Here is a 15557-nt window from a genome sequence, read left to right as displayed (position 1 = left end):
GTCCTCGACGGTTGGCCTTCGCTTCCCGAAGGAGCGACATGACACTCCGAAAAAGGTTGGCGTCCATAGCGGTCGCCATCCTCACCGCACCCCTGCTCACCGTGCTCGTGCCGGCATCCCCAGCCAGCGCGCACGGCTGGGTGACCAGTCCCCCGAGCCGCCAGGACCAGTGCGCCACCGGCGCCGTCGCGAACTGCGGCCAGATCCAGTACGAACCGCAGAGCGTCGAGGCCAAGAAGGGCTCGCAGAAGTGCAGCGGCGGCAGCAGTTTCACCGTGCTGGACGACGACGGCAAGGGCTGGCGCGTGACGTCGATCGGCAGCGCGACGGCGTTCACGTGGAAGAACACCGCCATGCACCGCACGCTCAACTGGGAGTACTACGTGGACGGCCGTCTGCACCAGACGTTCACGAACGGCAACGCCCAGCCGGGAGCATCGGTGACGCACCAGCTCACCGGCCTGCCCGGCGGACGCCACAAGATCCTCGCGGTGTGGAACATCTACGACACGGCGATGGCCTTCTACGCCTGCTCCGACGTGAACGTCAACGGCACCGGCAACCCCACCGACCCACCGCCGCCCACCGGCTGCGGCCCGCTGTGGAACGCCGCGACGGTCTACACCAGCGGCGCCGTCGTCCAGCACAACGGCCGCAAGTACACCGCACGGTGGTGGACCCAGGGTGAGACGCCCGGGACCACCGGCGAGTGGGGTGTCTGGCAGGACAACGGTCCCTGCTGAACCCGTTCACGCCGTCCGGTACCGGCCTCTCCCCGTACCGGGCGGCACCGAGTGGAGGCGCCCCGATGCGCACCAATCCCCTGATCGCCGCCCTTCTCGGCGTGATCACCCTGCTCGGCCTGTCGGCGTCGGCCGGACCGCTCCCGGCAGTGGCGCCCGCGACCGCCGGCCACGACCACCACCATCACCCCGCCGCGCCCGCACGGCCGGGCGACCCGAACGGGACCGTCGTCGTGCACGCCGCCGACGAACTGCGCGCCACGCTCACCCGGCTGGCGCCCATCTTCGAGGACGCGTTCCCGGGGGTGCGGGTCGCCGTCGACTACGGCGCCGGTGCGCGGCACCTGGAGCACATCCTCGCCGGCGCGCCCGTCGACGTGTTCGTCTCCGCCGACCCGGCCGTCGCCGCGCGGCTCACCGGCAGGTACCTGCGCGGCGCGCCGGCCGTCGTCGCGCGCGACCCGATCGTCATCGCGGTGCCCCGCGCCGCCACCGGCATCGCCGGCGTCGCCGACCTGTCCCGCAGCCGGGTGGCGCTGTGCGCCGAGACGACGCCGTGCGGCCGGGCGGGTCGCGCGGCACTGGCCGCCGCGGCCGTCGACCCGGTGCCCGTGGCGGTCGAACCGGACGCGGCGGCCGCGCTCAACCGGGTGCGCGACGGTGCGGCCGACGCGGCGGTCGTTCGCCGGAGCGACGTGGTGGCCGCCGGCGCGGAACTGCGCGCCGTCGAGTTCCCCGAGGCGGCGCGGGTCTCCGACGAGTACACCGCCGTCAAGGTGACCACCGGCGCCAACACCGTGGGCGCGGACGCGTTCTGCGCGTTCCTCGGTTCGGCGCTCGTGCGACGGGTCCTCGCCGACGCCGGCCTCTCACCCGACCCGTAGGCGTCAACCCGAAGTTGACGACACGCGACCGTCAACCTATGGTTGACGCCATGACAGAAGGCACCGTCCGGCTGGACGAACTCATCTCGACGATCAAGTTCAATCACCCCGACGCGCTCAGCCAGCTCTCCGGAGCCGTCGTCGTCGCCGAACACCTCGGCGAGGTCGCCGACCATCTCATCGGCCACTTCGTCGACCAGGCCCGGCGCGCCGGCGCCTCGTGGACCGACATCGGCCGCAGCATGGGGGTCACCAAGCAGGCCGCGCAGAAGCGGTTCGTGCCGAAGGGTTCCGACGAGATCGATCCCAACGAGGGCTTCCGCCGCTACACCGACGAGGCCCGCCACGTGATCGTCGCCTCGCAGGAGGAGGCCCGCACCGCCGGCAACGACCAAATCAAGGTCCCGCACCTGGTGCTCGGCCTGACCACGCAGCCCGACGCGCCGGCCGCCCGCGCGATCGTGGCGCAGGGCGTGCGCCTCGACGACGTTCGCCGGGTCGCCTCGGCCACCCTGCCCGAACGGGTCGAGACGATCCCCGGGCACATCCCGTTCGACGGCGAGGCGAAGAAGGTCATCGAGCTGACGTTCCGGGAGGCGCTGCGGCTGCGGCACACGCACGTCGGGACCGAACACATCCTGCTCGCCCTGCTGGAGCACGAGGACGGCACGGGTGTGCTCGCCGGGCTCGGCGTCACCAAGGAGATGTCCGAGCGCGCGATCGTGGCCGCGCTGGCCTGAGGGCGTTCAGCACAGGTCGAGCGCGGTCTCCACGCGCAGGTGGGCGTCGACCCACTCGCGCACCGGCGGCTCGTCGTCGCCGAGCCGTTGGCGGAACGCCGTCAGTGCCGCCGCGACCCGGCGCAGCCCCACGGCGGCCAGGTCCTCGGCGGCGCGGCCGGCCCGCTCGGCGACGCTCGGCGGCAGGTGGGTGAGGCCGTGGTGGGCCACGTCGGCCAGCAGCGACCCGGCACTCAGCAGCGCCGCCGTGAGCCGGTCCGGGCCGGCGGCGTCCCGTTCGGTGACGAGCTCGCGGGCCGCGCGAACGGCCAGGTCCGGCGCGACGATCCCGCCGCCCACGGCCACCCCGAGGGGGTCGAGGAGGAGGCCGCCGGCCGACCGGCGCACGGTGCCGCTGACGTGGGTGAGCGGGCCGGCCGCGCCGTCAAGGGCGGCCGCCAGGGCGTCCAGCGCACCGGGCGCGACGCGGCTGTACGTGGCGCGCACCGTGGCCGTGGCGCCGTGGGCGTCGGCGATCACGGCGTCGAGGCGCTGTTCGCCGGGCCGATAGGCGACGTGGCGCACCTCGGCGACGGCGAGCACGCGGACGAGTTCGGCGGCGATGCGGGGGCGGACCACGCGCGGCGGCAACCCGTCGAGTTCCGCCGCGAGGGCCGCGAAGTCGTTCGCCAGCAGGGCCGGTGGGAGGTGCGCCCAGCCGCCCGACACGGTCACCGACGTGCGGGCCACCCGGGACGTGCCGAGCCGGACCGCACGGCTGGCGCTGCGCACCGCCGACTCGGTCACCACGCTGCCCTCCGCCAGCGAACGCAGCGTCGTGCCGCCGACCCGCCGGGCGGCCAGCGCCGGCCCGTCCTCTTCGGCCGTCCACTCCCGGCGCAGCACCAGCACCGTGGCCGTGTCGGCGTGGGCGAGGAACACCTCGGCGCGGCGTTCGTCGCCGGTGGCCGTGACCCGGCAGCCGAGGCTGTCCAGGCGCACCCGCCGCAGCGGCGTCTCGGCCGCCTCGTCGGTGCCGAGCACGCGGGTGCGCGACGCGGCGCCGGGGCCGCGCGTGGCGCGCCGCCGGGCGTGCAGCTCCGCGATGTACCCGGCCAACAGCTCCGGGCGGTATCGGGCGTTGCGCTCGCGGTAGGCCGCCAGCTGCGTCTCCAGGTCCAGCACGGTGAACTGGGGCCAGCGCAGCCCGTCCGCCTCCAGCCGCCGGCGCACGTCGGCCACCTGTGCGGCGATGCCCGGACCGGTGTGCACGGCACCGTGGCGCAGAACGTCGGTGGCCAGCTCCACGGCCCGTTCCAGGGAATCGAGCGGGTCCCCACCCCCGGCGGCGACAGCGGGACCACCGACGTCCAGCCGCAGATCCCGCTGCCCGGGAGCACACCCGTCCGCGGCCCGGAACGCCCACACCGCCAACGCGACCACGTCGTCGCGCACGCCCGCGACGGCGTCGGTGTGCACGAACCCGAGGTCGTGCGGCACGAGGAAGCGGACCGTCGCCGAGCCCAGCTCGACCGTGGGCACGGGATCGGCCGCGGTCGGGCGGCGCACCCGCGCGGGATAGCCCGCGGCGAAGGTGCGCCGGGCCCGGGTGAACAGGCGCGGGCCGACGCGTTCGCGCAACGCCTCGTCGGTGAACCCGCCGGGCGACCAGTCGACGAACTCCTCGGCCGGCGGGGCGGGAATCTCCGACGCGGCCTGATACGCCAGCACCAGGCCGATGATGTGGCGGCACACGCCGCCGGCGCCGCAGGTGCAGCCGCCCGCCTCCAGCCCGCCGGCCGGCAGCGTCGCCACCGGCCCGTCCGGAAAAGCGGCGACAACGGTCCCGAGCGATTCCCCGGCCGATTCCTCGGACAGCTCCGGCGGGGCCGCCGCGACCTCCTTCGTGGCGCGCTTGACCAGGCCCCGGTTGGTCAGCGCGGCAAGCGTCTCCGGCGTGAGCGCGAGAAGATCCGGCCTCACCCGGCGACCGCCTCCGCCACGAACCCGGCCAGTTCGCCCGGCGTCATCGCACCGACGAACGCCCCCACGTCGGCCAGCCGCTGCGCGGTGTCCCGATCGAAGTCGGGTGCCGCGGACTCGTCCAACGCCGCCAGGCACAGCACCTTCGAGCCCTGCTCGACGAGACCGGCGACGGCGGAGACCAGCGGCCCCACCGAACCGCCCTCGTAGAAGTCGCTGATCACGGCGACGATCGCCCGGCGCGGGGCGTCGATCAGGCCGGCCCCGTAGCTGACCGCCCGCGCGATGTCGGTACCGCCGCCGAGCTGCACCTTCATCAGCACCTCCACCGGGTCGTCGACCTCCTCGCTCAGGTCCACGACCGCGGTGTCGAACGCCACCAGATGGGTGCGCACGCCGGGCAGCCCCCACAGGCAGGCCGCCGTCACCGCCGAGTGGATCACCGAGGGGAGCATCGAACCGGACTGGTCGACCAGCAGGATCACCTGCCAGCGGTCCAGGTGGCGGCGGGTGCGCGAGAAGAAGTGCGGCGTCTCGATGTAGAGGCGGCGTTCGCTGGGGCGGTAGTGGCCGAGATTGTCCTTGACGGTGCGCTTGAGGTCGAAGTTGCGCGCCTGCTTGAACCGGCTCGGCCGGCGCGCCCGCGCCCCGGAGAACGCCGTGCGCACCTCGGTCGCCAGCTTCTCGACCAGTTGCCGCACCACCTTCTCCACGATGCGCCGCGCCATCGCCAGCACGTCCGGGTTCATCAGGTGCATGGTCTGCAGCACGGCGCGCAGCAGCGCCGGGTTGGGCTCGATGCGTTCGAGCACCTGCGGATCGGTCACCAGGTCGTCGATCCGGTACCGTTCGACGGCGTCGCGGTGCAGGCGTTCGACGGTCTCCCTGGGGAAGAGGCGGGACACCTCGTTGACCCAGTCCACCGTGGACAGGACGGAGGCACCGCCGCCGCCGGTGCGTTCGTCGCGGCGCTGCCGCTCCTCGTCGCGGCCGTAGAGCCACTCGAGTGCCGCGTCGCGGGCACCCGCCTCGGCGCCCAGGCCGTCCGGTCCGCAGCAGGCGCCGGCCGCGTCGCCGAGGACGAGCCGCCAGCGGGTGAGCACCTCCGGCGCCCGCGGATCCGTCACAGGAGACCCTCCCTCGTCAGGACCGCGTCGACGCGGGCGTCCAGGGCCCTGCCGGCGGCCACCAGGTCGGCCGGCTCGGGCAGCCGCAGGGACATCGGCGCGCCGCCGTGCCGGGCGACGACGTGCGCGGCGATGGTCTCCCGTTCCCGCGGCGGGAACCAGGTGAAGGCCTGCCGCAGCGCGGGGAGGGCGATCAGGAAGTCCTCCTCCCCCAGCCCGGCGAGCAGGTCGTCGAGCACGTCGAGCACACCGCCGGCCGCCAGCACCCGCTCGCGGGCGAGCGCGAACACGCCGGCCAGCCAGTCGCCCGCGGAGGCCGGGGCGAAGGCGCCGCGCACCGCCCGTTCGACCGAGGAAGCCTCGCCACGCAACGACCAGCCGAACCCGAACGCGGCCCCGCGCAGGTCCGGCGGGGCACCGGCGTCGGCGGCGACCCGATCGGCCACGGCGAGCGATCCACTGTGGACAGCATCGTCAAGTCCACAGTGGACGAGGATGTCCCGGACCGCCACCAGCGCGCCGATCCGGCCGGGATCGGCCGGGAGGCCGGGGCCGCGCACCCCCTCGACCAGCCACAGCGCCCGCGTCACCCCGGCGGCCAGCACCGCGCCGAGGGTGTCGCTGTGCGCGGTGCCGAGCAGCCGGTCGTGCCGCCACAGCGACAGCACGACGGCGAGCACCCGCCCGAGCGCGGCCGGCTCCGGCGCCGAACCGACCCGGCGCACGACGTCCTCGAGCAGCCGCGCGGAGAGTTCCGCGCAGCCGGCGAGCGCCGCGTCGAAGAGCACCGCCGCGATGACGTCCACATCGGACCCGGCCGCGCCGATCCGGTCGGCGAGCGCGGCCGCGGCCGCCTCCTCCAGCACCGCGCCGTACGCGCCGGCCTCGATCAGCGCACCCGTCCGTCCATCGTGGACGCTCAGCCGCCAGCGTTCGGTCAGCACGGGGTCGACGCCGGTGCGCGGACCCGAGTCGCGCGCGAAGCCGGGGACCGCGAGGACCCGCAGGCGGTGCAGCACGCGGCTGCGTTCGAGGCCGTCCGGGCGGGTCAGGTCCAGGTCGACGGGGCCGGCGCGGTCGAGGCCGAGGCGTTCGAGGAGGGCGGTCACGTCGTGCACCAGCGGCGGCGCGGGCGTGTCCGGGTGCAGGCGGCCGACCCGCTCCCCGCTGAGCGCGGCGACCATCTCCACCACGGCCGGATGCGTGCCGGGCGCGAGGGTGCCCCGCGCGGTCCACGGCAGGGGAACGTCGAGCGCCTCGTTGACCAGGGCGGAGGCCAGGCCGTCGAGGATGTCCACCCGGGACGGGACGGCGTGACCGCGCACGAGCGCCAGCCCGTCGGCCGCGGTGCGGGCGGCGATGAGGTCGGCCGTCGAGACGGGCTGGCGCAGCGCGCGCAGGCGTTCGACCACGGCCCTGGTCAGCTCGCGGGCGGCGCCCTCGGGGCCGTGGTCCCACAGGTGCTGGTAGTAGGCGGGGGACGGCATGCCGCTCTGGTAGCCGTCGAACGCGTCGAGGCGCCGGAACGAGAACGGGACGACGTAGCTGCCGCCGACGGCGCCGTCCGGCAGGGTGGGGATCTCGGGCCAGACAGCCGGGGCGGGATCCGATGCCGCCGGGTCGCACAGGCGGATCAGGGCGGCTCGGTGGAAGCCGCCCGTGACCACGACGACCGGCCGCTCCCCCGCGTCGGCGACGGCCGCCCGGACCCAGCGGGCCATGTACTCCTCCCGCGCGGCGTCCTCCTCCGTGGCGTCCGACTCCCCCCGCACGAGGTCGAAGTAGGCCGCGAGCCGCTCCTGCAGCCCCTCCGCGGGCGCGGCCTCGAAGAGGTGGTCCCACAGCGTGTCCACGTTGTCGACGGCGAACTCGGCGCACAGCCGCGCCACCACGTCGGCGTAGCGCACCTCGGCGTCGGCGTAGCGGTTGCGCCGCGACGCGAACGCCGGATCCCACGCCGGCAGGTCGATGAAGCGCACCGCCGCCCCGACGGCCCGCCCGGCCCGCAGCGCCACCCACTCCGGCGAGTACTCGCAGAACGGCGCCCACGACGCGTGCCGCATCGGCTCGCGCGAGCCGTCCCGCAGCCCGTCGCGGTAGCTGCTGAACACGGCGACCGGCAGTTCGTGGCCGAGGAGCAGCTCGTCGATCCGCCCGTTGAGGTCGGCACCCCCCTCGACCAGCACGTGGGCCGGTCGCAGGGTGTCGATCACCCGGGCGACGAGGGCGGCACACGCCGGACTGTGGTGCCGCACGCCGAGGAACGTGGGACCCATCAGCCGGGCAGCAGATGCCGTGCCGCGTGCAACGCCTTCCACTGTTCACCCGCCCGGCGCGGCGCCTCCTGCTCCAGGTAGCGGCGCAGTTTGGCCAGGTCGTCGGGGTTGTCCTTGGCGGCCGTCCCGGCGAGGCAGGAGACGATGTCGGCCGGGGTGCCCGGTTCGCGGCGCAGGAACCAGCCGCGCAGGCCGACGGCGTGCGCCACGGACACCGCCTCGGCGGTGCTCATGACGGCGGTCATGCGTTCCATGGCGTCGCCCTTGCCGGTGCGCCCGGTGCGCAGTTCGCGGAACGTCGTCACGAGCACCTCCAGCACGTCGCGCCGCTGCTCCGCGGTGACCCCCGAGCGGTGCAGCAGCGCACCGGCCTCCTGCGCCACGAGGGAGACCTCCGTGTCGAAGTCGGCGATCGGGAAGACCGTCTCGAAGTTGAACCGGCGCTTCAGCGCGGCGCTCATCTCGTTGACGCCCCGGTCGCGGGTGTTGGCCGTGGCGATGACGTTGAACCCGTCCCGCGCGAACACCATGGAGTCGGTGCCGCCGGTGTCGGTGCCCGCCAGTTCGGGCACCGCCAGCACGCGGTCGGACAGCGGCGAGAGCAGGCAGTCCTGCACCTCCAGCGGACAGCGGGTGATCTCCTCGAAGCGGACCACCCGCCCCTCGGCCATCCCGCGCAGCAGCGGCGCCGGCACCAACGACCGCGTCGACGGGCCGTCCGCGACCAGCAGCGCGTAGTTCCACCCGTACTTGATCTGGTCCTCGGTGGTGGCCGCACCGCCCTGGATGGTCAGCGTGGAGTCGCCGCTGACGGCCGCCGCGAGCAGTTCGGACAGCAGCGACTTGGCCGTGCCGGGCTCGCCGACCAGCATGAGCCCGCGACTCGTGGCGAGGCTGATCAGTGCGCGGTCGATCAGCGACGGGTCGCCGACGAACTTTCGCGTGATGCCGGCCTTCTGGTCACCGAGGATGAACGTGCGCGCCGCCCGCAGGCTCAGGGCCCAGCCCGGTGGCCGGTCGCCGGTGTCGCCGTCGCGCAGCGCCGCCAGTTCGCCGGCGAACCGGACCTCGGCCGGCGGCCGTTGCAGCCCGTCAACGCTCACCGGTCACCTCGTTCAACGCCATGATGATCTCGGAGGCCGTCACCGCGTCCAGCGTCTCCACGGTCAGTTCCACCTTCTCCAGGGTCTGCGGCTCGTCCGGTGCGAACGCGCCGACGATGATCCCCGGCGACAGCCGAACGATCAACTCGCCGCCCGGGACCGGGCGTTCGAGCCACTCCTGGACGCCGGCGTCCTGCGGCGCCCCGCGCCGCCAGCCGCGCCGTTCGAGGGCGACGAGCCGCCCGGTGGGCACGGTCAGACCGACGTACCGGTCCCACCCGTCCGCGCCGAGCCCGTACACCTTCCGCTCTATCTGGGGGAACGGCTGCAGGAGCGCATAGTCGGCGAACAACCGCCCCCACGCGGGCACCGTCGCGCCGAGCTGAACGGGATGCGCCACCCCGATCAGCTCCTCGTCACCCAGCACCAGCGGATCGTCGTGCACATCGGCGAAGGTGCGGTCCTCCGCGACCCGCAACCCGTCGAGGAACGCCCCCGACGCGTCGAACCGCCCCCACACGAGCCGCCGCGCCAGGTGCCCCATCAGCGGATGCCCGACGAGGAACCGCCGGAAGTCCGCGCCGCTCCACCGCCGGCCGGTGAGCATGGCCTGTTCGAGGCGCGTCACCTGCAGGTCGGCGACGGTGCGCACGTCCTTCTTCAGCTCCGCGAAGCGCCGGTACGCCTCGGGCGCACCCGTGCGCGGCAGCTGCGCACGCCGCTTCCCGTCCTCGTCCACGACGAACGGCCGCAGCGAAGCGTCGAAGCCCACCCGGAACCGGCGCGTCCCGTCGACCAGGATGAGGCCGCCGTCCGCGCCGAGCCCGAAGTCCGGCACCAACCGGTCGGCCAGCTCCTCCGTGGAAAGCCCACGGCCGGCGGCCACCTCGTCGATCTTCTCCCCGGCGCGCTTGCGCAGGCCGGGGTAGGGCGCCTTGTGCGCCAGCGCGGACAGGTGCGTCAGCGCCACGTCCGAACCGATCGCCGCGAGCACATCGAGCCCGGCGACGGCACGCGCGTGCTGCGCCTCGCCCGGCCACGCGCGGATCAGCGCGGCGAGCCGCCGGGCCGTGTCGTCGTCGCCGAAGACGCCCACCGCCCGGAACGCCCAGGCCTCCCTGGTGGGGGCGCCGGCGGCGAGCCAGCGCCGGTGCAGCGACCACGCGAACGCCGCCAGATCGGCCGGCTCGCAGGCGTCGCGCACGGCGGCGAGCCCCGCGTACGGCTCGCCCGCCGGCGAGATCGCCAACATCGTGCACACGTGCCGCACCGCGTCCGCCGGCAGAACCCCATCATCGTCCCCGGCACTGTCGGGGGCGGCGGCGGCGGCGCGCAGGCGGATCGGTGGATGCAGGCCCGGGTCGCACCAGCCGGGCAGCGTCGGCATCCGCGCCGGCAGCGCCGCCAACGGATCGGCCGCCAGCAGCGCCCCGATCCCCGCGACGGCCGCGGAGCCGTATCCCTCCGCCGCGGCGAGCAGCTCGGGCGAGCGGTCGGTGGCGAGGAGGGTCAGGGCGCGTTCGGCGTCGCGGCGGGCCGGCCCGGGCGCGCCCAGCGCACGCGGTATCAGCGCCCGCGCCGCGAGGGCCGCGTGGCGGACGAGCCAGGCGCGGGCCGTCTCGCCGAGCGTGCGCCCCTTGCCGGTCCACGCCGCCATGAGCACGGCGACCTCCGGCGCGGCGTACGGTGCCAGCGAACCGGCCGCGTTGACCGGGTCGCGTTCGGCGCACGCGAGCACCAGCGGCAGCGCGTCCAGCTCGAACCGGGCCGCCACCATCCGGGTCCACCGGCCCGCACCCCACATGCGCGCCGGTCGCCACGTCGCGAGCACCGGCCGGACGAGTTCCTCGGGGGCGGCGGCGATGACGTGCACCGCCGTCATGGTGTCCGCCTGGCCGCGCGCCATGTCCTCGACGATCCGCGGCCACCGGTGCCGGCCGACGCCCCCGGAACCGAACGTGCCCCACGCCTCGCGTTCCCCGGGCAGCCACGCCATCGCCGCAGCGTCGGTGCACACGAGTCCCGGAACTACCGCGGGTGGTGCCGTCTTTCGGCGCTCCGTCCACGGTGGACGGACGAGAATCGCCGGCAGCCCGACGGAAGCGGAAGCGGCGCCGGCGGTGCTGTCCACAGTGGACGGCAGCAGCGCCCGCAGCCGGCCGGCCGCCTCCTCGCCCAGGGTGGGCAGCACCTCGGCGGCCACGTCCGGATTGCCGGCCACCAGCTCCCGCAGCAGGCCGGCGGCGGGCGCGGCGGCCGGATGCGCACCCCCGGCCGCCTCGGCGAGCATGCGCACGGCCCGGCGCGGGTAGCGCTTCGCGGCCTTCAGCACCTCGGACCTGTTGCGCCGCACGGCGAGCCGCTCGACCAGCAGCCCGAACGCCCGATCGGTCGGGATCGCCCCCAGCACGGCCAGGTACGGGAACTTCCGGTCCGGGGTACCGCCGTCGGCCCGCACCGCGATGTCCACGACGTCGGCGCCGAGCCCCTCGAAGACCGTGTACAGCAGGTACCCGCTGACGAGGTGGGCGTGCTGAACGGCCCGCAGCGTCTCGGCCTGCGCCGGCGTGCCGATCGACAGCATCAGCAGCTGGCCGAGGCGCGTCCCGCCCCACCCGCGGGCGGCCACCTCGGCGCAGTCCGCGTCGACCCAGTCCGTCTCGGACGGCGCGAGGAACGACGTCGCCACCCGCCGCCGCAGATCCGACGCCCTACCGTGACCCGGCGGCACGGTGCCCTCGGACGGCGGTGGGGCCATGGCGCGTTCGGCCGCCAGTACCGCCACCATCGCCGCGTACTCCGCGTCGGACGCACCGGCGAGGACCGCCCGGACCACCCCGGCGAGCGTCATTGCGCGATTGCTGTAGTACGAGAGGCTCAGGTCGTCGGCCGTCAGCTCCAGGCGCCGGACGAACGGCGGACTCATCCCCGGCCGGCCGCCCGGATAGTCGTAGGTGAGGGTCAGCGCCTCGACCGCCGCCCGCAACGCGAACTCCGTCCCGTACCGCGCGATCCAGTCGTGGACCACGTAGCAGGACTCCTCGCGCTCCTGGCGGCCGTCGTGGGCGGTGGCCGTCACGGCCGCCACCGCCGCACCCACCGGCGTCGCGCCGGCCGCCCCGGACAGGAAGTCCCGCGCGGCGCGGCGCAGGTCCTCGGGTGTCAGCGGATGCTCGACCGCCGCCTCGACCCGCCGCCAATAGCTGTCCGGGGGGAGCCGCCCCGCCTTCGGGCCCCACGCGGACAGCCCCCGGCTGCCCCGCCGCGGAAAGCGCAGCGGATACCACGTGGGCGGGAAGACCAGCGTCTCCTCGCGCGTCACGCCGTCACCCCGGACAGGTCGCGGATGATCTCCGAGGCGCTGATCGGATCGAGTCGAGAGAGGCTGAGCGCGCGTTCGGTGTGGTGGTACGGACCGTCCTCCCCGGCGAGGTAGACGTCCCCGAGCGTCTGCTCCCCGCCGAGCGCGTCGACCGCGCCGACGGCGATCCCCGGGTCGAGTTCGACGACCAGGAGGCCGCCGGGCACCTCACGCTGCATCCAGGACTGCACGCCCGCGTCCATCGGGTCGCCGCGCCGCCAGCCGCGATGTTCGAGCCCCAGGAGCTTTCCGGTGGGAACGACCTTGCGCGCGAACCGCAGCAGCCGCCCCTTCGCGTGCTCCTCCGGAGTGATCGCGTACACCTCCCGGTCCAGTTGGGCGAACGGCTGCAGGATCTCGTAGTCGGCGAAGACCACCGACCACGCCGGCACCGTGTCCCCGAGGAGCAGCGGATGCGCGACGCCCACGACGTCGTCGTCGGCCAGGGTCAACGGCGCGTCGTCGACACCGGCGAACGTGCGGTCCTCCGCGATGCGCAGCGCGTCGCGCAGGGAGCCGTCGCCGGCCCAGCGGCCCCACACGAGCCGCCGCGCGAGATGCCGCACGAGCGGGTGCTCCACCAGGTGCCGGCGGAACTCGGCACCGCTCCAGCGGCGGCCCTCGACCATGGCGCGTTCGAGGCGGCGCAGCTGGTCGCCCGCGACGGTGCGCACGTCCTTCCGCAGCGCCGCGAAGCGCGCGAACGCCTCCTCCGCCGCCGTGGCGTCGTCCCGCGCGCCGGGCTTCGGCAGCGCGGTGCGCCGCTTGCCGCGCTCGTCCTCGACGTACGGCTTCAGCTGTTCGTCGAAGCCGACCCGGAACCGGCGGGGGCCGTAGTCCAGCGTGAGGCCGCCGTCCGGATCGAGTCCGAAGGTCGGCACCAGCCGGTCGCCGAGCTGCTCGCGGGACAGGCCCAGCCCGGCCGCCACCTCGTCGATCTTCTCCGTCGCCTTCTCCCGCAACGCGCGGAACCTGACCCGCTCGGCGATGCCGTGCAGGTGCATCAGCGCCACGTCGCTGCCGATCGCCGCGAGCACGTCGAGGCCGGCGACCGCGCGGGCGTGCTGCGACTCGCCCGGCCACGCGCGGATCACCGGCGCGAGCCGGCGCACCGTCTCGTCGTTGCCGACCAGCGCCAGGGCCTCCAGTGCCCACTGCTCCTTCGACGCGGAGTCCGAACCGCGCCAGCGGCGGAACAGCGACCACGCGAACTCGGCGAGGCTCTCCGGATCGCACCACTCCCGCACCGTGGCCAGGCCGGCGTAGGGGTCGTCCGCGCGGGACAGCGCCAGCATCGTGACCACGTGCCGGACCGACTCCGTCGGCAGCGCCGACCCGTCGCGCAGCAGCAACGGCAGGTGCAGGGCCGGGTCGGCCCACTCCGGCGCGACGGGCATCCGCGCCGGCAGCACCTCGAGCGGATCGACGGCGAGCAGCGCCCGGACACCCGCGAGCGCGGCGGCGTCGTAGGAGGCGGCGGCCGCCTCGACCGCCGCGGGGTGGCGGGCGGCGAGGGTGCGCAGCGCGCGTTCGGCGGCGCGGCGGGCTGTGCCGGCCTTGCCCAACGCCACCGGGATCAGGTGCCGCGCGGCGGCCGACGGGTGCCGGTCGAGCCAGGCGGTCGCCACCCCGCGCACCACCCTGTTGCCGCCGAGCCAACCCGCCATCAGGGCCGCCACGTCCCCGCTCGCGAACGGCAGCAGCACGCCCGCCAGGGCGACGGGGCGTCGGCGGGCACACCCGACGAGCAGCGGCAGCGCGTCGACACCGAACCGGTCGGCCACGTGCCGCAGCCAGCCGCCGGCGTCCCACAGGTCCTCGGGCTGCCACGCGCCGAGCACCGGCCGGCCCAGCTCCCGCGGCCCGCGTTCGAACAGCGACCGCGCCCGATGGTCGTCGACCTTGCGCCCGCCGCGCAGGGCCTCGGCGGTGCGCTCCCAGGTGAGCGTGTCGCCCCGGGTGTCCGAGGTGCGGTGGCCCCACGTGTCGCGTTCGGCCGCGGTGAAGGCGACCGCGGGCGGGTCGGTGCACGCGAGGCCGGCCACCACCGGCGCGCCCGCACGGGTGCGCCCCGCCGATCCGGCCGGCCCGGCGGCGACCGTCCACGGTGGACTGACGAGCAGCGGCGGGAGGCGGTCCGGCGTCGCCGTCACCAGGGAGGCGACGGCGTCGGCCAGGGCGCGCAGGCGTCCCGCGTCGGCCGGTGGCAGCGCGGCGGCGGCCTCCGCCACCAGGTCGGGGTGCGCGGCGACGTGCACCCGCAGCAGCTGCTCGACGGGACGGCGGCGGTCGGCCGCGAGCAGCCGCATCGCCCGGCGCGGGAAGCGCCGCATCGACTCGGTGAGCATGCCCTCGACCCACCGGCGGTCGACCCGCGCCAGCAGCAGCTCGAACGCCCGGTCGTACGGCAGCACCGCGAGCGTGCGCAGGATCCGCCGCTGGTGCTCGGCCGAGGTGTACTCCGCGTCGATCCACTCGGCCAGCACGTCGGCCACCGGCGCACCGAGCCCCTCGGCGAACGTGACGAGCCGGGCCCCGTCGTCCAGCAGCAGGTAGGGCAGGAGGTCGTCGCTGATCCGTCGGAACTGCTCCGGCGTGTGCACCGCCATCGCGAGGTACAGCGCGAACCAGGATCCCTGCCGCAGCGCCTTCTGCAGCGCGAGACAGTCCGCGTCGACCCACTCCGACTCGGTCGGCGCCAGGAACGACGTCGCGGCCAGCAGCGGAAGAGCGTCCTGGGCTGTTACCGAGTCCCGCAATACAGAGTCCCGCAGTGCGGCCAGGGCGGCGCGGGCCTGCGCGTAGGCGTCCCCGGGTGCGGCGGCCAGCGCGGCGCGCACCCGGGCGGCGACCACCAGGGCCGCCTCCGGCCGCTCCCCCACCTGGTAGTAGAGGTCGGCCGGCACCCGGGAGACCGGATTGTGCCCGCGCCACCCGCCGTCCAGCGTGAGCAGTTCGGCGGCCGCCGCCGCGGCGAACGGCAGCCCGCGCGTCCCGATCCACGCGTCGGCGATGACGCTCAGCCGCTGCCACGAGTCCCGTTCGGTCCGGCCGGCGATCCCGGCGGCGACGGCGGCCGCGCCCAGCGGCGGGTGCCCCGCCCCGCCGATCCACGCGGCGGCCGCCTCCCGGACGTCCACCGGGGTCCGTTCGTGCCGCAGCGACAGGCCGATGCCGTTCTTGTCCTTGTCGTACAGCGCGGCCAGCGCGTCCGCCGCCCCCTCCGCGAGCACGAACGGAGCAACCGCGTGGTGCCCCCGCCGGGGATAGCGGGCCCGTGCCCAGGCCGCCGGCCACAAGAGTGCGTCCTCGGCAGCCACAGGGTCCTCGGCAGCCACAGGGTCCTCGGCAGCCACAGGGT

The 15557-nt window shown here is 75.2% G+C and carries 9 protein-coding genes; 3 read left to right on the top strand and 6 right to left on the bottom strand.

The window, feature by feature from the left end; genetic code table 11:
- Positions 1–38: 38 nt before the first annotated feature.
- The 3 genes from Val02_RS05255 to Val02_RS05245 all read left to right on the top strand — a co-directional run bounded on the left by Val02_RS05255 (position 39) and on the right by Val02_RS05245 (position 2367).
- Positions 39–743: a lytic polysaccharide monooxygenase gene (locus Val02_RS05255; RefSeq protein ID WP_203897735.1), complete on the top strand. Its 705-nt coding sequence runs from the start codon at positions 39–41 to the stop codon at positions 741–743.
- 65 nt (positions 744–808) lie between these two features.
- Positions 809–1627 carry a molybdate ABC transporter substrate-binding protein gene (modA, locus tag Val02_RS05250; protein WP_203897734.1) on the top strand — a complete coding sequence of 273 codons (819 nt, stop codon included), beginning with the start codon at positions 809–811 and terminating at the stop codon, positions 1625–1627.
- A 50-nt stretch (positions 1628–1677) separates the two neighbouring features.
- Entirely contained in the window at positions 1678–2367 is a 690-nt protein-coding gene (locus Val02_RS05245) for a Clp protease N-terminal domain-containing protein (RefSeq protein ID WP_203897733.1), read from the top strand.
- A gap of 6 nt (positions 2368–2373) precedes the next feature.
- Here Val02_RS05245 and Val02_RS05240 read toward each other — a convergent pair whose 3' ends face one another.
- From Val02_RS05240 to Val02_RS05215, 6 genes are read right to left on the bottom strand one after another with little or no spacing between them, the layout of a single operon-like run.
- Positions 2374–4329 carry a YehQ family protein gene (locus Val02_RS05240; protein ID WP_203897732.1) on the bottom strand — a complete coding sequence of 652 codons (1956 nt, stop codon included), beginning with the start codon at positions 4327–4329 and terminating at the stop codon, positions 2374–2376.
- Positions 4326–5456 carry a VWA domain-containing protein gene (locus Val02_RS05235; RefSeq protein ID WP_239152425.1) on the bottom strand — a complete coding sequence of 377 codons (1131 nt, stop codon included), beginning with the start codon at positions 5454–5456 and terminating at the stop codon, positions 4326–4328. Before Val02_RS05235 ends, Val02_RS05240 begins: the two co-directional genes overlap by 4 nt.
- Positions 5453–7732 (bottom strand): DUF5682 family protein, encoded by a 2280-nt coding sequence (locus tag Val02_RS05230; RefSeq protein WP_203897731.1) that lies wholly within the window; start codon positions 7730–7732, stop codon positions 5453–5455. Before Val02_RS05230 ends, Val02_RS05235 begins: the two co-directional genes overlap by 4 nt.
- Positions 7732–8835 (bottom strand): ATP-binding protein, encoded by a 1104-nt coding sequence (locus tag Val02_RS05225; protein WP_239152423.1) that lies wholly within the window; start codon positions 8833–8835, stop codon positions 7732–7734. The genes Val02_RS05230 and Val02_RS05225 overlap by 1 nt, the downstream gene beginning before the upstream one ends.
- Positions 8825–12157 (bottom strand): DUF4132 domain-containing protein, encoded by a 3333-nt coding sequence (locus tag Val02_RS05220; protein WP_203897730.1) that lies wholly within the window; start codon positions 12155–12157, stop codon positions 8825–8827. The genes Val02_RS05225 and Val02_RS05220 overlap by 11 nt, the downstream gene beginning before the upstream one ends.
- A complete protein-coding gene (locus Val02_RS05215; RefSeq protein ID WP_203897729.1) occupies positions 12154–15516 on the bottom strand; it encodes a DUF4132 domain-containing protein in 3363 nt (1120 codons plus the stop codon). Before Val02_RS05215 ends, Val02_RS05220 begins: the two co-directional genes overlap by 4 nt.
- Positions 15517–15557: the final 41 nt, after the last annotated feature.

Origin of the sequence: Virgisporangium aliadipatigenens (assembly GCF_016863615.1) — a bacterium.
In the GTDB taxonomy this organism is placed as follows: Bacteria; Actinomycetota; Actinomycetes; order Mycobacteriales; family Micromonosporaceae; genus Virgisporangium; species Virgisporangium aliadipatigenens.
Note: the sequence above shows the minus strand (reverse complement) of the source record. Positions and strands in the feature narration are given on the sequence as shown.

Bases quoted from the DNA above. Each gene is read 5' to 3' on its own strand.
- Val02_RS05255 (WP_203897735.1), top strand. From the start codon at position 39: ATGACACTCCGAAAAAGGTTGGCGTCCATAGCGGTCGCCATCCTCACC.
- modA (WP_203897734.1), top strand. From the start codon at position 809: ATGCGCACCAATCCCCTGATCGCCGCCCTTCTCGGCGTGATCACCCTG.
- Val02_RS05245 (WP_203897733.1), top strand. From the start codon at position 1,678: ATGACAGAAGGCACCGTCCGGCTGGACGAACTCATCTCGACGATCAAG.
- Val02_RS05230 (WP_203897731.1), bottom strand. From the start codon at position 7,732: ATGGGTCCCACGTTCCTCGGCGTGCGGCACCACAGTCCGGCGTGTGCC.